The following is a 20823-nucleotide window of genomic DNA, read 5'->3' on the forward strand; positions in this document are numbered from 1 at the left end:
CATCTACTTCAGATACAATTAATTCATTGATTTAAATTCTGCGATGAAATTAAGCAGATTCTGACTGAGTTTGCAAGCACTCAGTAGCCAGAATACCTGCTGAAGTTGCGTTCTTTTTTGTTAAATTTGGAATTACCTACTCACCTTGTAGGGTGATTATAGTAACTTCTGGGCGGCAAAATAAGCGTCCTGGGAGGTAAGTTCCCAAACCACGATTGACATATAGTTGATTTTTACCTAGCCGATGCAAACCCTGCGCCCATTCCCAATGCTTGACTACAGAAACATTTACTTCTAAAAATGGGAATCGACGCCTGACTTTTCTGGGTATTTTTTTTACAAGTTTTTCGTAAAACAACGCCGCAGGGCCAATTCCGGGAATCACGATTTGACCACCGTGAGTATGACCAGATAATTGTAAATCAACTCGCCATCTTTGTAATATCTCCGCAGTATCTGGGTTGTGGGATAAAACAATGCAGGGTGTATCGGGGTTTAGCTGGTTCATAACTGGTGCGGGGTGAAACTCCCGTGACCAATAATCAGCCAGTCCAACGAGTGGTAATTCTTTTCCGAGTGGATAGGCAATTTCGTTCCAAAGGACGTGAATTCCAATGCTAGTAAGGGCTTCTGTAACTTCTGCTTTTGCCTGTTTATATATATCGTGATTGCCAAGGATAGCATAGATACCACTGCGACTTTGCAAATGTTTGAGTCGAAGTACCAGTTGGTGAATTGGTGTCGGATCGTCAGTTACGTAGTCACCAGTTAATAAAATTAAATCTGGTTTAGCTTCGTTAGTCACTGCGATCGCTTTTTCTAACATCTCTGCCGACAGCCGCAAACCATCGTAGTGAAAATCTGACAACTGCACCAGCTTTTTACCTTGTAACGATGCAGGCAACCCTGCAATGTTAACCGTCAATGCTTCTGTACTCAACGGCCCAGATAACAACCAATGCATAAAACGTTCAATAAAGCTCAATCATAGCGCTTACAGCTTAACTGAACATTGTTGGTTTGTGTGTAGCGACCAGTGCAACTTGTTGAGAATTTTATGAAAGCTGTAGATTTTAGTGTATTTATACTTATTCAAATCAAAAACAAATTTACTACTAAATTATTTTGTACAAAAATACTAATTAATATTAGAGTTAGTCTACGTAGGCGTAGCCCATCGTACCCCTACGAGGAAGCAAGCTATGCGTAACGTATGGCAGAGAAGATATCGCTTTCCAAATTTCTGTATAATTTTGGATGCGATGTCTAACAACAAGCTCGGAAGCAGAATGTCTTCGGTTTTGCTCTATGGGTCTACGCACGTGCAATTTACTACTGTAAACGCCAAACTTGTTTCAGTTTATCAATTAGTTGTTCCTGGCGTTTATTGATAACTTCAGGTGTCCATTCTTTTTCCATCAGCACTTGTGTAGTTAGCGCAAAATTTGAAACACCTGTTTTCGTAGTGAAATACTTCTGCTTTTTCAGTTCAAAATCGTAGTTCTGGGCTTGACTATTATTTTGTTAATATGTGTATGTGTTCTTTAGAAACGGATGTCCGTAAAGCAGCTAGCAGTATAGTAAGTGTAGTCAAACGCTGTTGACCATCCACAACCTGGGCATCTCGTTTATCTCCTTTTATGAGTACAATATTTCCTAAGAAATATGGGTTTATCTCATCAATTTTGTCGTCACTGTCTCCCAAAGCAGTAATTAAATCTTCAAGCAGTTCTCCAGCTTGTTCGGTTGTCCATGCATAGGGACGCTGATATAGAGGAATAGTGAATACAAAATCGTTGCTAAATATTTTAGAGATAGGATAATCAGTAGCTTGAATTTTAACCGCGCTCATATTTACCTGCTTTAGTGGGATAGTAGACTGCACTTTACTAAAGTTAGTTTTCCCATTAAAAACAGCAATATTTCAGGTCGTTGTAGTATTGTTCAGTTTTTTGTAGGGCTTGGGGAAAATAAGCATTTATCAAGGACAATGGAAAAATCTACACTTAGCGATCGCTAATCTTCTTATATAATTTTTAGCAATACCTGTGCTAAATTCGGTAGATTTTCTTATTTTAAACACCCTCCAAGCCCTAACACGCCCTACTAAGGCTAATTTTGATAGTTTCATTGCATAAACAATCAAAAAAATAACGCCTACCTGTCATTATGGTGGCGCTATTTTTTTAATTTAATTCACAGTTAAAAATAGTTAAATGAATTTGCTAAATCTTTGTCATTGATTTACCGCAATTTTTTATACAGCACTGCGGTTGGTTAATAAATTCCACAGGAAAACTGCGACAATCGCACCAAGAACTGCTACTGCAATACCTGGAATGCTGAGACTAGGAGCTGCTAGAGATAAAGTTCCCGTACTGAAAAATACACCTAAACTACCGCCAACAAAAGCACCGATGATTCCTAACACAATTGTTCCTAGAATTCCGCCACCTTGATGACCAGGGTAGATAGCTTTTGCGATCGCACCAGCAATTAGACCTAAAACAATCCAAGCAAGAATATTCATTGTCGTTAAGTTGGTAAACATTTTTGACTTACAAGTACATATTAACTATCTTCATTTCTAACTTAATCTACCATCAGAATTAATTATGAATATCCATTAGGAATAGTTTAATTGCTACTATAGCGTTTCCTAAGCAACTGAGGTACACCCAAATCTTTGTGAGCAAGGTTAGTAGCGTTGAAAACGTACCTCACCAGATCGGGAACCGCTATAAGCTTTTTGATAATATATTGCGGCTAACATCCAGCTTAGGACAAGTCCGCTATGGATAGCTATGAAAGTTGCTCTCTTGCGATTTGCCAATATCCTAAGCTGTCTGACAACTGCTATATGACCCATTTGAGCTAGATAGTCAATTAAAAAAAAGCTCCTAGTAGGTCTTTAACTAGGGGCTTATACAAACTATTGCTTGGTAATTGCAGTATATGCATTTTTAATTAGCTCTCTCCTCTACTAGAAGAATTAAGCTGAGTTTTTAGAGACTGTCTCTAAGGTAATGTAAAGGAAGCAAAATCAGATAATTGAGACGATCGCTTATCCCTTTACAAGTTCATGTCTAGTTTTTAATTTTTAATTGCTGCACGATCGCTGCCAATGACTCGATGGCCGATCAAGGGGAACAGTCTGCGGTAAGACCAATGCATACTTAGGAAAATCAGACTTACTAAAGTCAGCAGCATGACGCCCAGAATCGTTGTATATGACTTGGTGCGCCACCAAAATCCATTTGCACCTAGTCGCACAAGCTTCCATAAGCTAGCTATATCGACGCTTTCGGAATCGTGAATGGTGATTGCTAAGGATGCTGCTGTGTTTTGTCGTGCAATTGTCATTTTAATTACTCCTTTAAACCCAAATGCCAAGGTATTTAATCTTAAACTACGGCAATACGATAGATTTAGTGTTATTTGTATTTAATATCTCATAGCTTGATGCAAGAAGCAAGTTTTAAGGGGATTATGAATCGGGGATTGGGCATTAGTATTAAAAATTAGGTATTTACTAGATTGAAAACTATTCTCTAGTCCGAGTCCCTACTCCCAGTCCCCAATTCCCAGTTAAAATGCCTAATCAAATTTGGTTATCACAGTTGCAAAAACATCGAGCGATCGCAGTCATCCGCGCCCCCCAAATCGAAGTGGGACAGCAAATGGCAATGGCTGTAGCATCTGGGGGAATGCAGCTAATTGAGATTACCTGGAATAGCGATCGCGCTGGGGAATTAATCAGTCAACTACGTTCGGAATTACCAGCCTGTATCATTGGCACTGGTACGCTATTCAATGTGCAGCAGCTAGAAGAAGCGATCGCATCTGGGGCGCAATTCCTTTTCACACCCCACGTTGATTCGGCAATGATTCAAGCAGCACAAGAAAAAAATGTGCCTATTATACCAGGAGCTATGACTCCTACAGAAATTGTTACCGCTTGGAATCAGGGCGCTAGTTGTGTAAAAGTGTTTCCCGTGCAGGCAGTGGGAGGGACTAACTATATCAAAAGTTTGCAAGGGCCGCTGGGTAAGATTCCCTTAATTCCTACTGGCGGCGTGACTCTCGAAAATGCCAAAGAATTTTTGCAAGCTGGAGCGATCGCTGTCGGTTTGAGCGGGGAATTATTTCCCCAAAAGCTTGTCATAGAGGGAAATTGGTCAGCGATCGCAACTCAGGCAAAAAACCTAATGCAACAGTTAGGTTAACTTAGAATCAAATCATCAAACATTCACGTCTATTAAAGTAATAGATATGGAAATAAAGGTGAAACCTGATAAGTTTCTCAAGACCCCATGATTTGAGTGTGAGTGTATCTAAAATGAAAAGACAAATTTCTCCTGACTGGGTGCGTCGCTTACAAATAATCCTCACTGGTACGGTACTGTCCCTAAGTGTTTTTACTACTACTGGAACCAGTGAAGTTTGGGCGAATTCCAAAACTCAAGTAATTGCACAAAAAATCCAGACATTACAACAATCAAATCAGCGCTGGATTCAAATTGATCTTTCCAAGCAAAGATTAATAGCTTGGCAAGGTGACAAAGTTGTTTATGGAAGTGCTATTTCCTCTGGCAAAAAAGCCACTCCTACTCTTGTTGGTACTTTTAAGGTTCAATCCAAGTTTAAAACTACGCGGATGCAGGGAGAAAACTACAATGTTCCCAACGTTCCTTATGCGATGTTTTACCAAGGTAATTACGCTATTCACGGAGCTTACTGGCATAAGAGATTTGGCACTCCAGTGAGCCACGGCTGTGTGAATATCGCACCTAAACATGCAAAATGGCTATTCGAGTGGGCATCGGTAGGGACACCAATAGTCATTCATAAATAGTAGGTGAAGTAGCCAAAAGGTAATTTAGGTAAAATTATAAATAACAACAAATCAAGACAATTAAGTGATTCCCAGCAATATTTTATGCTGGGAATCTTCGGAGTCGGAATTACTGAATTTGAAATAAAATTTAGAAAAGGGCATTTAACGATTTGTCCAAAAAATAAGCGGGAATCCTGACAATTCCTCCATGAAATTACAAATGCAAACATAAATTTGGGGAAAGTTTGTATTTAAGCATTTAAATGACAGATTTTTGTAAAGGTTGTCCTTTGTAATTAGTCATTGGTCATTAGTCATCATTTAACCAAGAATAAATGACAAGTGACAAATAAAAGATGAACTGCGTAAATCCTGCACAGAAAGCAAGTAATTTTCTGGAAATTTGTAGTTTTCCAGAAAATTACTTCACTTGATGATTTTTGCGTAGTTTAGAAGGTGAGGCATAATGCAATCCTGGATTCGCAGTGGTGGAATTCGTTCTTCAGGAACTTTTTGTACAGGCGTGGCGCTGATGGTGGTGACTTTATTCTCTTGGTCATCGCCGTTAACAGGTACACCCAACTCGACTACAGCAACAGCCACATCAGTCGATGAAAACAGCATTACTGTATCTAATAATATTAGCCAACCTCGCTGGATTGAAATTGATTTGTCAGAGCAACGTTTACGTGCATGGGAAGGTAATAAACTTGTTCATTCATATCGCATTTCTGGAGGTAAGCGAGCGACTCCTACACCCATAGGTAGATTTCGGATTAATTCTAAGTATCGTATTAACAGAATGCGAGGCAGAGGCTACAACATTCCTGACGTTCCTTACACAATGTATTTCTACAGAGGGTATGCCATTCACGGGGCTTATTGGCATAATCGTTTTGGGACTCCAGTCAGTCACGGTTGCGTAAATTTACCTGTTAAGCAAGCTCGTAATCTTTACAACTGGGCTTCAACGGGAACATTAGTAGTTGTGCGAAAATAATTGCTAATTCGTAATTAAGAGTTGCAATTCTTCCTTTGATGTATAGACGGGTGCGTTCATGGAGTTAAGCACCTGTCTATACATCTTGCTAGACTAAAAACAATCTTTAAGGGATTCAGGAGCTATGAGCGTCATAATTACTCAACCTCTCACATTGGAAGAGTTTCTGAAGCTCCCAGAAACAAAGCCTGCGAGTGAATATATTAACGGAGAGATTATTCAAAAGCCAATGCCAAAAGGGAGACACAGCCGCTTACAAGGCAAGCTCTGTGCTGTTATCAATGAAGTCACAGAGAATAAGAAGATTGCCTATGGGTTTCCCGAATTGCGGTGTACTTTTGGTGGAAGTAAGGGTCATTTTTCCATTTATCCTTATCGTATTCTGCGTGGGTCAAAATGTATTTAAGATAAATTATTTGGTCACTATAAACCAAATCAATATCATATCATGTCCGCATAATTAGTTATGTTAACCACAGTCATTACACCCCACCCCCAACCCCTCCCCGCTTGCGGGGAGGGGAGACAAAGCGTAGCTTTGGCGGGGTGGGGTTCTTCGGTTTTAATAAGCAATCAAGCGGACATGATATCAGACGGTATTTGTTGCCTTTGATATTAAAAACAGTCGAATTTCCAACAGCTTCTGTTTGAGGATAAACTGCTTGCACTTGGGCAAGATTATTCCATGTAGCTTTATTGGCAGCCTTGTACCAGTTTTTAAGTGCATCACAGGAATCAGCATAATTTTGGCAAAATTCGCGCAGCTTTTTCCGACTAATGATGTGCATTATATCTAACTCAACTGTGCCACAAGTTGATTCTCCAAAAGTGTGTCATTAGTTAACAAGTCTTCAACGGTGATTCGCAAAAAGCGTTGTTCATCAACTTGAAAGAGGATTTTGATACGATCGCTTCCAGGATATCCGGTTGGTGTCAGTTGGGCAATTGTCTTCGCACCTTCTCGATCGTTGAGGGGTTTGACGCTGGTTTCACTATTGTCCATACGGCGAGTAATTAAGCGATCGCCATCAAAATAAACTTCAGTACTACCTGTATCTGCTCCCAATTCTCCCATAATTAGTTCAATGCTGGGCTGATTTTCTACAGAAGCGCCTAAGACTAATTCCACTGGCTGACTCATTGGATATGCCTGTCCAGCTTTAATTAAAGAATGCCATTTGTGGCGCTGATTGCGGCGATCCCAGTAGCGGATACCATAACTATGGTAAAGAAAGTCTTTGATTTGTATCCCTTGTGCTAACTGTAATGCACCTTGAGCGATCGCTTCAAAGGGACGTTCGCAACGGATTTTTTCTGGTTCAAAATACTGTTTGATCCATGTCTGCACTGCTGGCAATTGCACTGTCCCACCAACTAACAAAACTGCATTAATATCTGGAAGTTCTATCCCTTGCCGTTTTGCTTGCTGCAACAGTGTCGTCATTGATTCATCGAGTAACTCAAAAAATGCGTGTTCTTTGAGAATATTATCAAAAGTATCACGGTTTAGTTCCAGTTCATAGCTTTCAAATGTCTCATCATCAAAATAAACTTCACTAGCTTGGTTTTGAGTTGATAGCTGAATTTTTACCCGTTCTGCCAATCGTGTTGTCAAGGGACTTACCGCCAACTCTTGAGTTTTGGCAAAGTAATCTACTAACCAGTTATCAATATCAGTACCGCCCAGATTTTGCCCAGCTTTCGCCAAGACACGGGCAGTTTTGACTTTTTGTTTTGAATCTTCAGCCAAGGACTTATTACCCCACTTCAGGATAAATCCTAGCGGTTTGGTGGTTGCTTGGACACCTCGATCCAACTGGACAAGAGACAAATCCAAAGTACCGCCACCAAAGTCAATCACCAAGAGAATTTCTCGATCTGCCAAGCCATAACCCAAGGCGGCGGCTGTAGGTTCATCCAGCATTCGCACTTGTTCGACGGGAAGGGCTTGACAAACTTTACCCAACCAGTGACGATAAGCTTCAAAACTGTCTACGGGTACGGTTAACACGAGAGAATCTAAGCCACCTTCCAGAGGTGCTAGTTGTTCAATTACTTGAGTGAGGAACCATTGCCCGACTTGTTCAAAGGTAACAATTTGCCCATCTAGTTCGGGTAAGAAACCTTGAATATCTGCACCAATACCGCGTTTGAAGCTGCGGAAAAATCGCGTTTCGCCCTTGAGGTCAAAACCGCGATCGCGTACTTGTTGCCCGACTAAGACTTTATTTTGGGCTGCGTCTTCAACATAAACCAAGCTGGGAATCAGTGGCGGATTGAGACTTTGTTTAATTGATAAACCTGGTAGAGTCAGGGTTTCTGGCTGCTGGGTTACGGGGTTCCAACGAGCAATGACTGTGTTGCTAGTACCAAAATCGATTGCGATCGCCATATTTTATATTTATTCTCTCGCACGAAGATGCCAAAGCTGCTTTATTTGTGATTATTCTCTATAAGCTACCAAGAATGCAAATGCGCCCATAGGCTTGCTTCTTTGCATCCCAACCCAGATATCGATTCAGTCTATTGCAGCGAAGTGTTAGCACAGTTAGACAATTGGCTTGTCAGAAAGCATGGAAATCATTGGCTGTAAATGTATAAAAGGAGCAATAAACTCAACAGCAGGCTTTATCATAGTTCCAGTCTTTTTCTTATTGGCATGAGGTGCTTAAAACTCACTTCACACGTAGATGCTGAAAGGTCTGAAGCTGAAATGAACAATGATCTTGGACACCCAGCAGGAAAAGGATTAGTTACACCAGAACGCTCATCCTATAAAGGAATTCACTACATGGATTGTGTAGTGCGTCAGTACGGGCGAATCGTAGGCGTAAAAAGAGTGAAAGTAATTATAATACTAGTGCGTATGCCGGCTGAACCCCTTCTAGCTTTGAGATTGTCTCTAATTAGCGTTCCATATCCAATGTTCTGTAACAAATAGTCAAATACTATTACGCGAACGGTGATAACTTATGTATTAAAGTAATCATTCTTTGCCTTGTCTGTAAGTTTATAAACTACCTTGCCGCCTTCAACTCTCATCCTCAAAATTAATTTCTTTTCTTCATTTAGTTTCTTTGCTCTTTTTCCAATTAATTGATAAGAGCAATCAAGTTCTTCAGCAATTTCTCCAGGCTTTAAATCCTTTTCTGTTTTATTAATTTCATACAAAATACTCAATTCTATATGTGGTAACAGCTTACTCTTGTCAATCTTTTCAAGTTCTAATTGTATTGTCTCAGAGTTAGAAATTATGTTCACAGGGTTATGGCACTCTGGACACAACATTTTATTATATTCAAGATAATGTAGTTCTTCAAATGGAAAACTTTTCTTGCATTTAGGATTAATACAGATGATTCGCTTGGAGTTCTTTAAAAAATCATCTATTAAACTATTAAAATCAAATGATTTAGAGATGAAATATGTTCTGTAATTAGAACCTTTGGGCTTTCCCCATCTTAAATTTTCTTTTTTACAGAGTCCATAATTTAAGCAGTAAATGGATTGTTTTTCGCTATTTCTATCACTCCTTTCACTATATTTACTTATAAAAAAGTTCAGTTCCAAAGTTTTTAAAAAATGCTCATATGTAGGTTTAAAATAAAAATGACTTGTGTAGGGATTAGTTTTAACATCTTCATATTGATTTCCTGTAATTTCACCTATAATGATTTTTTTTCTAGTATTACTTAGACTGTCTACAAATTGCTGTAACAATTCTTTTAACTGTAAAATAGATATTTTTTCGTCAAAAGACATCATGGAGTAAGTAGTATTATCGAAGAAATGTTCAATGTTTCTTTCAAAATACTTTTGAGATGCCGCCTCAAGAGATTCTCTATTAATCGGTTTATCAAATACTATATTTCTTTCACAGCAATAGAAAAGAATATAACCGATTATTCTTGGGACATTCATTGATATCTGAAAAATTAGTTCATAATATGATTCTAAAGGTTCTTTTTTCGTGTCAAAAAAGTACTCAGCAGGCTTTTCAGTAAAATATTTAATGCGTTTCTCAACTAGCCTTCTAGTAAAATCTATAGCTCTTTCCTCCATATTATTTCTGTCTAATTCTGAATAAAGATTGTAAAAATCAAGATCGACTATATCTACTTTACTTTTGTCAATTTTTCCATAATATACTCTATTAGGATATGCAGCTATTTTGAATTTAATAAACTCGTCTGACCAATTATTTAATGGAGCTAATATAACATCAATTAATACTCGCATTGCTTGGTCATCAATTTCAGAAAAATCATCAACAATAATTATTAAACTTTTAACATTTAGAAGAGATAATATATCTTTAATTTGGGTTATAATATCTTTAACTTGAAAAACTTTTAAAAATATATCAGAAAATTGCTTATCAACCTCAGTGGCATTCTTTTGTAAGTTTTTTGAATTACTATTTTCAGAATAGCTTGCGTTAATACTTTGTTCTTTTAAATCTAGTTTTCCTCCTAACTGACTATTTTTTCCAAAAGCACTTTCATTTGTTTTTTCATTGGCATTTTTCCTATGAGTAGAAATTTGTTGCAGCAAAGGTAACTCTATAGATTTTAGAAGCTCATTATTTTCTATACTATTTTGTAACTTTTGAAGTTTCTCGCGGACAATGGACGATCTATCTGTCCCAAACAGTTCTTTTATTTTATCAATTAAAGTATACGATCTCTTATCAATTTCTTTCCTAAGCTCTGATAGAATAGTTTGAATAAAATTTCGCTCTATAAGATAGTTTTGTAGCACATCATTAGATATAATGTTTTTTAATTCTTCTAGTCCATTAACGTACTCAGATTTTGAAGATTCAAAAATAGTTTTAGCATCTACATAGCATGATAAATTATTATCTTTTTTTCTAAGTTCCTGTTGTATTTTTAAAAAAATTGTAGATTTTCCAGTCCCCTTCCTACCAATAATAAATGTCGTATTTCCTTTCAAGCAGGTTTTTAAGATTTGTTCATTTGCTAACAAATCAGTATATAAACTACTTAACAAGTTATTACCATTTTCATCAATTAATTCTGCTCTACGATACTTCTTTAATGAAGCAACAGCTTCTAAAAAATTATCTTTCTCTGATTCTGAATAAGACATAATTTATATTGGTAAGTAGATGGTTGAATGCATTGTAACATTTATTATAAGGACTTATTGGGATCAGTGGGGTGCTATTAATCAGGATTGTTTGACGCAGGGATGATCGCCTGTTTGGGTAAAAGCTATTTTTTGTCAATTTGATAGCGTAGGTGGCGAAAAAGCTGATTATTTCGTTCACCAATCCAGACGATTAACCCAGACTTATTAATAAGACACATAGCAAACCTATTTACGTAGATTACATTGTTAAATTGCCTAAGCGATCGCTGGAGGAGTTTTGTCGCTGGGTGTACCGCTTCATGGGCAATGCTCAGTTCATCTACCCTCAGCATCTAGTTGAACAACACCAGAAATTTGCTCGTGCATTAATAGATCGGTATTCTTCTAAAGCCACATAAATCAGCATAATTGACCCACATGACTTTAATGCTGGGTGAAAGTAAAAGTGGAGGTACTGGCTAATTAGTACAGAAACCTAATCTAACCCGGAGTTTCGGGTTAGTGGTAATTGATCCTCAATCTTCATTGCGTAACTGCCAGACTGCACCAAAAGCGGCCCCACCCCCAGCTAACAATCCAGTACTCATTCCTTGGATAGTTTTTTGGAATGGATCTTGAGTTAGGCACTCACTTGTAACCTTACTGTCTTCTAGGCAGAGACTACTTTCTGCCCAACCAGCAGTACCTCCTAAAATTACACCAGTGATACTACAAGAAACAATTAGCAGCAAAAGACGTTGTGTTTTTCTAGCCATAGATGGATGTTTTACTCAATTTTGTATTTTAGACTTTAAATTCGATAAGTATGTAAATACACTTGGATTTAAATCAAAAATTTTAGATTTTTCCATATTTGAGCCACTATTTAAGCGGGCTGCTTCAGTAAAATTCCAAATCTAAAATTCTGTCAAAGGTTAGAAATTGTAGTTGACTCTCAACTACTTTACACATCTGGGCAGCAAATGTCAGCTGGTTTATGGCTGATGAGCTAAACTCATGTGCCTCGCCGCGATAAATAAGACGCGATTTATCGCGTCTCTACAATCTGCGTTTTGGGTTTATCTGAACTGTATTGAGTTTTGACCACTGATGCTCAAAAAAAGCATCTACTCAATCTTCAAGTTGAAAGGCAAGCGGGCATATACCCCTTGCGGATCGTTCATCTTTTGCAAAATCTCTACTTCCTGTTGTAATTTCTGAAATTCAGCGGTGAGGGGATTGGATTGTTTTAGTTGCGCTGACTCAATCCCGAAAGCAGTTCGCGCTTCTTCTGTTGCACGCCCAAAAAAGCGTTCTCCGAAGCTGCTAGTGCGAGGATATTCTTGCACTTCCCAGTCTTCTCGTAGTTTGGCCTCCTTGACAGCATAAGCGATCGCAGTATTCAAACCGCCAATTTCATCGACCAAACCAATTTCTTTGGCCGCCACACCCGACCAAACCCTTCCTTGAGCAATTTCTGCTACTTTTTGTTCTGGGAGTTTCCGACCTTGAGAAACTTTATTCAGAAACATATTATAAATCCGGTTAACACTGCGCTGATAAATTTCTAACTCTTGAGGCGATTTCGGACGCGAAACTGTTTGACTATCAGCATAGCGTGCGGTTTTCACCGAATCCCAAGTAATACCATTATTATTAGCCAGCTTTTCTCCATTGAATAAGATCCCAAATACCCCTATGGAACCTGTAATGGTATTTGGTTCTGCAAAAATGCGATTAGAGTCGCTAGCAATCCAATAACCACCAGAGGCGGCGACATCACCCATTGATACTACAACTGGTTTTACCTCACGAGTTAGTTTCACTTCTCGCTGCATGACTTCGGCTGCGGTAGCACTACCACCAGGACTATTAATTCGTAATACAACAGCCTTCACATCTTTATCTTGTCGCAGCTTGTTGAAGATTTTCGCAAAGCGATCGCCTCCTACTTGCCCATCTTCTCCTTTACCATCGACAATCTCGCCCTCAGCATAAACAACGGCAATTTGATTTTTGGAGTTACGTTCTACACCAAAAGATTTGCCAGAAACTTGTGCGTAGCTATTTAGGCTAATTTGTCGGAATGTTTTGTCTTCTTTATCGCTATTTGTCAACTTTTTCAAGTCAGCGACAACTTCATCGGGGTATTGTACTTGATCGACTAAACCGCTAGTTTTGGCTTGTGTGGCTTCTAGTAGGGACTGATTATCTGCGATCGCTTGCAATTTATTGGGTTCAATTTTCCGACTTGCGCCGACAGCAGTGCGCCACTCTCCCCAAACATCATCCAACAATTTCTGAGTTTGTTCGCGGTTTTCTGGACTCAACTTGTTGAGAATAAATGGTTCAACGGCTCCCTTAAATTTCCCTACTCGCACGACTTGAACGCCAATGCCATATTTCTGTAATGCTCCGGCTAAGAACATTGGTTGTGAACTCAAACCGTTGACTTCCATCATTCCTAGAGGATTAAGGACAATGGAATCTGCCACTGAACTAACGTAATATTCCTTTTCACTCCAATCACTGCCATAGGCGACAATCTTTTTCCCCGCAGCGCGAAACTCCTCTAGCGCTTTCCGAATTTCTTTCAGAGAGGCATAGCCAACGTTACCAGTTTGGCTTGTGTTCGTTGCATCCACATAGATCCCGACAATGCGCGGATCGCGCCGTGCCTTTTCCAAAGTTTCCACAACTTTGCGGAGTGCCATTCTATCTTCATCCACACCTGATATTGTGTTTTGAAACAGTTGGCCTGAACTAGGTTCGCCATCAGTAATTTTCATTGACAAGTCAAAAACCAACACTGACTTATCTTTCACATTTGGCCCAGTATCTTTAGACGAGCTAGCAGCCAATATCAGCAAGAACAGTCCAGTGGTTCCCAAACCACCGAAAATAATTAGTCCTAGTAAAGTGCCAACTAAACTAGCAAAAGTTTGTTTGATAAAATTACGCATTAGTTATTTAGTTATTAGTTATTGGGTAAAACAGTTTCGTTAGCGGTAGTGCGGCATTGAGCCAGTTTCGTTAGCGGTAGCGGGGCGTTTAGCTCGTTCTGAGTAAAAAAGTGAGATTTCCCACTCAGCACTCAGCACTCATTACTAAGCACTTTTGAGGAGCATTGGGCATTTACAAATGACAAATACTTCGGCTTCGCTCAGTACAAGTGACAAATGACAAATGACCTATTTACCTATTCTATGCGCTGTAAACTGCCAGAGTGCTTTAACTGATACAAGGTGGCATTGCCAGTACAAAATAAGACTGTGGTGATTTCAGCGATTAATACCTCAGCCAGTTCTGCAACTGCTGTCTCTGATGTTGCTGCTGCTTGCAAGAAAGGCATTGCTAAACCAGCTATATCTGCTCCCAAGGCGATCGCAGTTGCAACATCCAATCCATGACGCAAACCTCCTGAAGCAATTAAGGGCACATCTGGAGCAATCGCTCTAATAGTTGTAATGCACTCTGCCGTCGGTAAACCCCAATCGGCAAACGTCCTCCCTAAGCGACGTTGTAAGGGACTTTCCGCCCGTTCGCTTTCTACTTTTGCCCAAGAAGTACCGCCTGCACCCGCGACATCAATAGCTGCTACACCGGCGGCGATGAGTTTGTTGGCGATCGCTGCTGAAATGCCGTTACCAACTTCCTTTGCAATCACTGGCACTGGTAATTTTGAGCATAATATAGAAATCTTGTCAAGCAAACCCCGAAAATTAGTATCACCTTTGGGTTGAATGCACTCTTGTAAAGGGTTAATGTGTAAAATCAAGGCATCAGCTTCTAAAATATCAACTACGCGCAAACATTCATCTAAGCCGTACTTGTAATTAAGTTGCACAGCCCCCAAGTTGGCAAATAGTAGAACATCGGGCGCATACTTGCGGACAGCAAAAGTATCAGCCACTTGGGGTTTTTCTACCGCTACTCGCTGGGAACCGACACCCATTGCAATTTTGTAGTGTTGTGCGACTTGGGCCAAACGTTGGTTAATGATTGCGGCTTGTTCTGTTCCGCCAGTCATGGAAGAAATTAACAAGGGTGCGTCAAGGTTTTTTCCCAGGAAAGTTGTACTGATATCAATTTCGTTGTGGTTGAGTTCGGGTAAGCAAGAATGGGTGAAACGATAACGTTCCAATCCATTGGTGATTTGATCGCACTGAACATCTTCTTCTAAGCAGATGCGAATGTGATCGGCTTTGCGATTTTGAGTTTGTGCAGAGATATTGGTAGGGGCGTTCACTAGTGGGTATGGCTAAAAGTATTTGCTTGCGATCGCTATTGTTACATTGTCTGCAACTGTATTTGTATAACAAAAATATTTATTTTCGCTATCTTTCGGGTACGTTACGCTATTGATAACAGAACCATTCCCCCATTTGGTGAGTTAATTAATATGGTTTTACAAACAGAAAAGCGTTACTACACCCCAGAAGAATATTTGGAATTAGAAGAGAAGGCTGAATATAAAAATGAATACAGAGATGGAGAAATTATACCCATGACTGGGGGAACAACTAACCACAACAAAATTGCACTTAATTTTTGTCGCAAGTTTCCTCTGACTGTGCAAGGACAAGATTATGAGATTTACATAGGGGATGTGAAATTATCAATACCTCGTTATCGCATTAATACTTATCCTGATGTTATGGTCATCAAAGGTAAGCCTATTTACGAGGGAACAGGTACAACAATTATTACTAATCCTTTGTTAATTGTTGAAGTCTTATCAAACTCAACTAAAAATTATGACAAAACAGATAAGTTTAAATATTATCGTTCAATCCCTGGTTTTCAAGAATATATTATGATTGACCAGTATAGTTTTGCTGTGGAACAATTTACTAAACAAGCAGAAGGGCAATGGATTTTTAAGGAATATGAAGGTGAAGATGCAGTTTTAGTCTTAGATTCTATCGATTTTCAAATTACCTTGCGTGATATTTATGAACGGGTGGATTTTGAGTTGATTGAAGAATAAAATTGCGATAACATGGGCATCATTCACGGTGAATGATGCCTATTTGTTGCTCATTACGCCGTCTGTGTAGAAGCCGCTTTTGAGTCTGCGGTGGATTTTAACCGAGTAATGGTGGCTTTACGAATGCGATCGCTTTTGCGTACTCCGCCTGTCATCTCGTATTCCCGGCTGTCTTTGCCATACTTCAACGCCACACCACTAACTAAGCGCTCTGAGGTTTCGCGGATAGTCTTTTCAAGGGTTTCTATTTGTTCCTTTGCTGTGTCAATGGCAGTTAGCATCATATTATACTCGTCAATCTGGTTGCGGAGTTGCCCGGTTAACTCGGTTAAATGGTTTAAGCTGATGGAATCACCAAAGTCGAGGCTGGAATTAATCGATTTAAATCCGATTACTCTCTGTTCGGTTTTTTCTAGCACGGTAGAGTTTCTTTTTTGGCGTGGCATCAATGCAGACTTTTTACTAAACTTTATCTTTCTAGAGTGTCTCAATGGGACAGTATAGTGGTTCAGTAAAGCTTGCAAAAAAAGGTATTTTTTGTAATAAGATTGGATTGCTCCTTCAGTAATTACACGACAATAGGCTCGTGTTCTGGACGAATGGGCTTGTGTTCTGAACGAATGGGCTTGTGTTCTGAACGAATGGGCTTGTGTTCTGAACGAATAAGCTCGTGTTCTGGACGAATGGGCTTGTGTTCTGGACGAATGGGCTTGTGTTCTGGACGAATGGGCTTGTGTTCTGAACGAATGGGCTTGTGTTCTGAACGAATGGGCTTGTGTTGTGGACGAACAAGAGAGACGCGATAAATCGCCGTCTCTACAAAGCGTTTTTGTCATCTATTATAATTTTTATCAAAAAACCCGATCCCAACCGGATTGCACGCAGTCGAGAAACGCCATATTTATACCAATTTGAAAAAAGAACGTAACCTTGTAGAGACGCGATTCATCGCGTCTTCATCCCACGATTCATCGCGTCTTAAACCAAGGATGTGTTGCAATCATTAATTAAATTGTTATTAGATTTTTTCACGCAATTAAACCGGATTCCTATATAAATCAACCAATATAGCCACAGCCCCTCTCTGCAAGCAAAGAGGGGCTTGTGATATTATCGATCTTCAGAACGGCGATGTGTGGGTAACAGGCTTTTTTTGTGTTTTTCTTGGAGACTGCTGGCTTGTTTCAGGACTGGGATACACTGGTTAATCATCCACATTAAAACCTCGATTGGTGAGTCTCCTTGCTGAAGGCGGTTTTCTGCATTTACGCCAATTAGCATTGTTTGCAAAATTAGTAAGAAAGCGTAGGCGTAGCCCGCACTTCGGCTGCGCTCAGTGACCTTCGTAGACATCGCTCTTTGACTTGCTTTTTGAGGCTTGTTTTTCATTTCCTACCACCTGAATGAGTTGTTGAATACAGCATCTCTTTGGGGTGGTGAACGCAATCAAGGCGGATAGAATCTCGTTAAAATAAGGAATACATGGGTTTGGGGTGGTAGATTCAATTAGGGGTAGCCCCAAACTTTTTGGAATTTGTTTTCGCCTGTCATGCCGAAATATACTTACGGTTTTATAGTAAAAAAACGGGTGAAGCGCCTTTTAGAGGCTTTGCTTGATTTTGCCAATTGGGAATTTGAAGACAGTAAGTTTGATATTAAGTTCAAGTGGGAAGCAGAAAATAGTGCCAACCCGAAACTGATAATCGAGACAACCCAGGTAGCTTTGGGATACCTGACAGAAAAAGATAAATATCCAAGCAACTTAAGCAAAACACAAATTCAAGAAGCGCTGAATCTGCTGAAAGACTTTTTGAAGATTCTAGAGGACAACCGCATCCAAACTCAGGGTATTGAGAGTTGGCACTTCACGCTAAGACTGTGGTCAAAGGATAAGAAAAAGAACCTGGATCAATTTGAAAAGGCATGGGAAGCTAGTAGACCAGAAAAATCTAAAGCTTTACAAGCAAATTCCCAGAAATCAGATGAGTCTTATTGGCAAGAAATCTGCGGCGCTATGCTGGAAAAGCACAAGCGTCTCACCACAAATGAGTTGCTGTTTGCTGATGATGAGATGAAATTTGAGCTAGAGGCAATTCATGTCCCTTTAGCATTGGTGGAGCGTAACAAACCGAAGAAGTGCAGCGAGGATATTTCCGCAGAACAAGGTTCGCGGCTTTATGAACCTAGTTATGAAGAGAAGCAGCGATTTGAACATGAGGCTTTTTTAGAGCAAGTTATCCGTGATGGTGTTGGTAAAACTCAAGGACACCGCATCGCTTTAATTGGAGAACCGGGTGCGGGAAAAACTACTCAGTTGCAAACTATAGCTTTTTGGATATTAAACAACAATCTGGGTTTACCAATTTGGATTTCTTTGGCAGACTTGCAAGGAAAGAGTGTAGAAAATTATCTGTTGCAAGATTGGCTGAAGAATGCTTTAGAAGTGGTGCGTGTAACAGAAGAACAGGAAAATGCTTTTGCAGATTTATTCAATAATAATCGTGTGTGGTTGTTATTGGATGCAGCAGATGAAATGTCTTCACTCCAACCATTAACTGAGATTTCCCAGCAGTTGACGGGATGGGTGAAAAATGCGCGGGTTGTGCTGACTTGTCGGGTGAATGTTTGGGAAGCAAACGCGGGCGCTTTAGATAAGTTCGATTTCAAGACGTATCGGTTACTCAACTTTGAATATCCGCGACAAGTGCAAAAATTTATTGGACGTTGGTTTGACAACAAGGATGCAGACAAAGGGGAAAAATTATGGCAGGAATTAGATAAAGCTGAACGTCAGCGCATCCAAGATTTAGTTAAAAATCCTTTGCGGTTAGCGCTGTTGTGTAGCACTTGGCAAGGTTCCGATAAAGGTTTACCGGAAACTAAAGCCGGACTTTATCAGCAGTTTGTGGAAGAGGTTTACAAGTGGAAAGAAAACCGCTTCCCTACCACCGAAAAGCAGCAAGAGGAATTAAATGCAGCGTTGGGACGTTTGGCAAAACGGGCAATCGATCAAGAAACGTCACGGTTTCGGCTACGACATAAGTTTGTGCGTGAGGAATTAGGTGATGCAAAACAGCAAAATTCTTTATTTTCGTTAGCGTTAAAGTTGGGATGGCTAAATGAAGTTGGAGTGGCTGCGGAATCACCGAAAGAGAAAGTTTACGCTTTTTACCATCCCACATTTGAGGAATATTTTGCAGCGTTGGCGGTTGAGAATTGGCACGAGTTTCTAAATCATGTTCCCGACAACCCCACGCAAGGGGTTTATCGCATTTTTGCCCCGCAGTGGAAGGAGGTGATTTTGCTGTGGTTGGGACGTGAGGATGTGGGGAGAGAGAAGAAGGAAGAGTTTATTCAGGCGTTGGTGGAATTTGATGATGGGTGCGGAGAATACAGAGCTATTGATAAAGTCAGAAGGGGATTTTACGAGTTTCGCGCTTATTTTCTGGCTGCTGCGGGAGTTGATGAGTGGAAAAATTCTTGCAACGCAGATGCTATTGTGGCGGAAATCGTTAAATGGAGCTTTGGCGAGTTTAAAGTTGAACAAAACAAGCGGGTAGAATTTCTCACACCAATCGCAGAGGGAGCAGAGACAGCATTGCCTCAGACAAATCCCATAAAGGCAATTGATGCTTTGGTGGAGTTAATCGGCAATCCACAAGTGGATAATTTTACCCGAAGGCAAGCGGCATCTACCTTAGGGAAAATTGACCCAGGCAATCAAAAAGCGATTGATGCTTTAGTGGAGTTAAGCGGCAATCCACAAGTGGATGATTCTGCCCGATGGCTAGCGGCATTAACCCGAATGCTAGCGGCATTAAGCTTAGGGGAAATTGACCCTGGCAAAGGGATTGATGCTTTGGTGGAGTTAATCGACAATCCACAAGTGGATGATTTTACCCGAAGCCTAGCGACATTTGGCTTATATGAAATTGACCCTGGCAAAGGGATTGATGCTATTTTTGAGTTAGGCCACATACAAATGGATGATATTACCCGAAGGCTAATGGCATTTGCCTTAGGGCAAATTGACCCTGGCAACGAAGAAGCGATTGATGCTTTGGTGGAGTTAATCGGCAATCCACAAGTGGATGATTCGACCCGAATGCAAGCAGCATTTATCTTAGGGCAAATTGACCCTGGCAACGAAAAAGCGATTGATGCTTTGGTGGAGTTAATCGGCAATCCACAAGTGGATGATGAAATCCGAAGGCAAGCGGCAGAAAGCTTAGGGCAAATTGACCCTGGCAACGAAGAAGCAATTGATGCTTTGGTGGAGTTAATCGGCAATCCACAAGTGGATGATTCTACCCGAAGGCAAGCGGCAGAAAGCTTAGGGAAAATTGGCTCTGGCAACGAAAAAGCGATTGATGCTTTGGTGGAGTTAATCGGCAATCCACAAGTGGATGATTCTACCCGAAGTCAAGCGGCAGAAAGCTTAGGGAAAATTGGCTCTGGCAACGAAAAAGCGATTGATGCTTTGGTGGAGTTAATCGGCAATCCACAAGTGGATGATTCTACCCGAAGGCGAGCGGTAGAAAACTTAGGGAAAATTGACCCTGGCAACCAAAAAGCGATCGCTGCTTTGGTGGAGTTAATCAGCAAACGGCAACTGGATAATGATAGCCGATGGGAAAGGGAAAATAGCTTAGAGAAAATTATGTTAGGGGAACAGATGCCGAGTGTTGTCACCGTATTGAAGGATTACTTATCACCTGAAACTTACGAAAATGACTTTAAGCGATTTGATATTTGCTACGAAATTATCTGGAAGTGCGCCCAAAGTATGCCCTACCCCGCTTTTTATCAAGCTTGGCATCAACAAGAGAAAGTGAAAGATGGAGAGTAGGAAAAAAAAATACTTCCTCCAGCCAAAACACAAGCAAAATATGGAAGCAGCAA

Annotated in this window: 20 protein-coding genes and 1 pseudogene; 7 read left to right on the plus strand and 14 right to left on the minus strand. The window is 40.1% G+C overall.

The genetic code is table 11. From position 1 onward, the window contains the following. Window positions 1–136: 136 nt before the first annotated feature. From CDG76_RS05470 to CDG76_RS05490, 5 genes are all read right to left on the minus strand, one after another. A complete protein-coding gene (locus CDG76_RS05470) occupies window positions 137–964 on the minus strand; it encodes a metallophosphoesterase (protein ID WP_094348078.1) in 828 nt (275 codons plus the stop codon). Window positions 965–1332: 368 nt separating this feature from the next. After that, complete coding sequence (locus CDG76_RS39565; RefSeq protein ID WP_094348079.1) at window positions 1333–1488, minus strand: GmrSD restriction endonuclease domain-containing protein; 156 nt, start codon at window positions 1486–1488, stop codon at window positions 1333–1335. A gap of 28 nt (window positions 1489–1516) precedes the next feature. Next, window positions 1517–1852, minus strand: a complete 336-nt coding sequence (locus CDG76_RS05480; RefSeq protein ID WP_223265138.1) for a DUF262 domain-containing protein — start codon at window positions 1850–1852, stop codon at window positions 1517–1519. A 405-nt stretch (window positions 1853–2257) separates the two neighbouring features. Further along, complete coding sequence (locus CDG76_RS05485; RefSeq protein WP_094348080.1) at window positions 2258–2530, minus strand: GlsB/YeaQ/YmgE family stress response membrane protein; 273 nt, start codon at window positions 2528–2530, stop codon at window positions 2258–2260. Between the two features lie 563 nt (window positions 2531–3093). After that, window positions 3094–3363, minus strand: a complete 270-nt coding sequence (locus tag CDG76_RS05490) for a hypothetical protein (protein ID WP_094348081.1) — start codon at window positions 3361–3363, stop codon at window positions 3094–3096. A 230-nt stretch (window positions 3364–3593) separates the two neighbouring features. Here CDG76_RS05490 and CDG76_RS05495 point away from each other — a divergent pair, with 230 nt between their 5' ends. The 4 genes and pseudogenes from CDG76_RS05495 to CDG76_RS05510 form a co-directional block, all read left to right on the plus strand. Continuing rightward, window positions 3594–4226 carry a bifunctional 4-hydroxy-2-oxoglutarate aldolase/2-dehydro-3-deoxy-phosphogluconate aldolase gene (locus CDG76_RS05495; RefSeq protein ID WP_094348082.1) on the plus strand — a complete coding sequence of 211 codons (633 nt, stop codon included), beginning with the start codon at window positions 3594–3596 and terminating at the stop codon, window positions 4224–4226. A gap of 113 nt (window positions 4227–4339) precedes the next feature. Then, window positions 4340–4855, plus strand: coding sequence for a L,D-transpeptidase (locus tag CDG76_RS05500; RefSeq protein WP_094348083.1), 516 nt, complete (start codon window positions 4340–4342; stop codon window positions 4853–4855). Window positions 4856–5303: 448 nt separating this feature from the next. Further along, a complete protein-coding gene (locus tag CDG76_RS05505) occupies window positions 5304–5837 on the plus strand; it encodes a L,D-transpeptidase (RefSeq protein ID WP_094348084.1) in 534 nt (177 codons plus the stop codon). Between the two features lie 124 nt (window positions 5838–5961). Next, a pseudogene (locus CDG76_RS05510) lies at window positions 5962–6180 on the plus strand (Uma2 family endonuclease); the annotation flags it as partial. Window positions 6181–6319: 139 nt separating this feature from the next. Here CDG76_RS05510 and CDG76_RS05515 read toward each other — a convergent pair. Both CDG76_RS05515 and CDG76_RS05520 read right to left on the minus strand, forming a co-directional pair. Continuing rightward, window positions 6320–6625, minus strand: a complete 306-nt coding sequence (locus tag CDG76_RS05515) for a type II toxin-antitoxin system HigB family toxin (protein WP_094348085.1) — start codon at window positions 6623–6625, stop codon at window positions 6320–6322. Between the two features lie 5 nt (window positions 6626–6630). Next, on the minus strand, window positions 6631–8229 hold the full coding sequence (locus tag CDG76_RS05520; protein WP_094348086.1) for an Hsp70 family protein: 1599 nt from the start codon (window positions 8227–8229) through the stop codon (window positions 6631–6633). Between the two features lie 321 nt (window positions 8230–8550). Here CDG76_RS05520 and CDG76_RS05525 point away from each other — a divergent pair, with 321 nt between their 5' ends. Continuing rightward, window positions 8551–8778, plus strand: a complete 228-nt coding sequence (locus tag CDG76_RS05525; RefSeq protein ID WP_143854027.1) for a hypothetical protein — start codon at window positions 8551–8553, stop codon at window positions 8776–8778. 29 nt (window positions 8779–8807) lie between these two features. Here CDG76_RS05525 and CDG76_RS05530 read toward each other — a convergent pair whose 3' ends face one another. The 5 genes from CDG76_RS05530 to fni form a co-directional block, all read right to left on the minus strand. Continuing rightward, window positions 8808–10949 (minus strand): ArsR family transcriptional regulator, encoded by a 2142-nt coding sequence (locus CDG76_RS05530; protein ID WP_094348088.1) that lies wholly within the window; start codon window positions 10947–10949, stop codon window positions 8808–8810. Between the two features lie 125 nt (window positions 10950–11074). Then, on the minus strand, window positions 11075–11284 hold the full coding sequence (locus CDG76_RS05535; RefSeq protein WP_094348089.1) for a hypothetical protein: 210 nt from the start codon (window positions 11282–11284) through the stop codon (window positions 11075–11077). 183 nt (window positions 11285–11467) lie between these two features. After that, the gene (locus CDG76_RS05540; RefSeq protein WP_094348090.1) at window positions 11468–11707 is read right to left on the minus strand and encodes a hypothetical protein; all 240 of its coding nucleotides are present in this window, start codon (window positions 11705–11707) and stop codon (window positions 11468–11470) included. Between the two features lie 351 nt (window positions 11708–12058). Continuing rightward, window positions 12059–13894 (minus strand): signal peptide peptidase SppA, encoded by a 1836-nt coding sequence (sppA, locus tag CDG76_RS05545; protein ID WP_094348091.1) that lies wholly within the window; start codon window positions 13892–13894, stop codon window positions 12059–12061. Window positions 13895–14130: 236 nt separating this feature from the next. Continuing rightward, window positions 14131–15180: a type 2 isopentenyl-diphosphate Delta-isomerase gene (gene fni, locus CDG76_RS05550; protein WP_094348092.1), complete on the minus strand. Its 1050-nt coding sequence runs from the start codon at window positions 15178–15180 to the stop codon at window positions 14131–14133. Window positions 15181–15333: 153 nt separating this feature from the next. On the opposite strand from fni, the gene CDG76_RS05555 reads away from it, so the two are divergent. Continuing rightward, a complete protein-coding gene (locus tag CDG76_RS05555; RefSeq protein WP_094348093.1) occupies window positions 15334–15921 on the plus strand; it encodes a Uma2 family endonuclease in 588 nt (195 codons plus the stop codon). Window positions 15922–15974: 53 nt separating this feature from the next. Here the strand turns inward: CDG76_RS05555 and CDG76_RS05560 are convergent, their stop codons facing one another. Both CDG76_RS05560 and CDG76_RS05565 read right to left on the minus strand, forming a co-directional pair. Then, window positions 15975–16367 carry a hypothetical protein gene (locus tag CDG76_RS05560; RefSeq protein WP_094348094.1) on the minus strand — a complete coding sequence of 131 codons (393 nt, stop codon included), beginning with the start codon at window positions 16365–16367 and terminating at the stop codon, window positions 15975–15977. Between the two features lie 664 nt (window positions 16368–17031). Then, window positions 17032–17310, minus strand: a complete 279-nt coding sequence (locus CDG76_RS05565) for a hypothetical protein (protein WP_094348095.1) — start codon at window positions 17308–17310, stop codon at window positions 17032–17034. 160 nt (window positions 17311–17470) lie between these two features. Between CDG76_RS05565 and CDG76_RS05570 the strand changes: the two genes are divergently transcribed. Next, the gene (locus CDG76_RS05570) at window positions 17471–20770 is read left to right on the plus strand and encodes a HEAT repeat domain-containing protein (RefSeq protein WP_094348096.1); all 3300 of its coding nucleotides are present in this window, start codon (window positions 17471–17473) and stop codon (window positions 20768–20770) included. Window positions 20771–20823 lie beyond the last annotated feature (53 nt).

The organism is Nostoc sp. 'Peltigera membranacea cyanobiont' 210A (assembly GCF_002246015.1).
GTDB lineage: Bacteria > Cyanobacteriota > Cyanobacteriia > Cyanobacteriales > Nostocaceae > Nostoc.

Bases quoted from the DNA above. Each gene is read 5' to 3' on its own strand.
- CDG76_RS05470 (WP_094348078.1), bottom strand. From the start codon at position 964: ATGCATTGGTTGTTATCTGGGCCGTTGAGTACAGAAGCATTGACGGTT.
- CDG76_RS05480 (WP_223265138.1), bottom strand. From the start codon at position 1,852: ATGAGCGCGGTTAAAATTCAAGCTACTGATTATCCTATCTCTAAAATA.
- CDG76_RS05485 (WP_094348080.1), bottom strand. From the start codon at position 2,530: ATGAATATTCTTGCTTGGATTGTTTTAGGTCTAATTGCTGGTGCGATC.
- CDG76_RS05490 (WP_094348081.1), bottom strand. From the start codon at position 3,363: ATGACAATTGCACGACAAAACACAGCAGCATCCTTAGCAATCACCATT.
- CDG76_RS05495 (WP_094348082.1), top strand. From the start codon at position 3,594: ATGCCTAATCAAATTTGGTTATCACAGTTGCAAAAACATCGAGCGATC.
- CDG76_RS05500 (WP_094348083.1), top strand. From the start codon at position 4,340: ATGAAAAGACAAATTTCTCCTGACTGGGTGCGTCGCTTACAAATAATC.
- CDG76_RS05505 (WP_094348084.1), top strand. From the start codon at position 5,304: ATGCAATCCTGGATTCGCAGTGGTGGAATTCGTTCTTCAGGAACTTTT.
- CDG76_RS05515 (WP_094348085.1), bottom strand. From the start codon at position 6,625: ATGCACATCATTAGTCGGAAAAAGCTGCGCGAATTTTGCCAAAATTAT.
- CDG76_RS05520 (WP_094348086.1), bottom strand. From the start codon at position 8,229: ATGGCGATCGCAATCGATTTTGGTACTAGCAACACAGTCATTGCTCGT.
- CDG76_RS05525 (WP_143854027.1), top strand. From the start codon at position 8,551: ATGAACAATGATCTTGGACACCCAGCAGGAAAAGGATTAGTTACACCA.
- CDG76_RS05530 (WP_094348088.1), bottom strand. From the start codon at position 10,949: ATGTCTTATTCAGAATCAGAGAAAGATAATTTTTTAGAAGCTGTTGCT.
- CDG76_RS05535 (WP_094348089.1), bottom strand. From the start codon at position 11,284: ATGCTGAGGGTAGATGAACTGAGCATTGCCCATGAAGCGGTACACCCA.
- CDG76_RS05540 (WP_094348090.1), bottom strand. From the start codon at position 11,707: ATGGCTAGAAAAACACAACGTCTTTTGCTGCTAATTGTTTCTTGTAGT.
- sppA (WP_094348091.1), bottom strand. From the start codon at position 13,894: ATGCGTAATTTTATCAAACAAACTTTTGCTAGTTTAGTTGGCACTTTA.
- CDG76_RS05555 (WP_094348093.1), top strand. From the start codon at position 15,334: ATGGTTTTACAAACAGAAAAGCGTTACTACACCCCAGAAGAATATTTG.
- CDG76_RS05560 (WP_094348094.1), bottom strand. From the start codon at position 16,367: ATGCCACGCCAAAAAAGAAACTCTACCGTGCTAGAAAAAACCGAACAG.
- CDG76_RS05565 (WP_094348095.1), bottom strand. From the start codon at position 17,310: ATGAAAAACAAGCCTCAAAAAGCAAGTCAAAGAGCGATGTCTACGAAG.
- CDG76_RS05570 (WP_094348096.1), top strand. From the start codon at position 17,471: ATGCCGAAATATACTTACGGTTTTATAGTAAAAAAACGGGTGAAGCGC.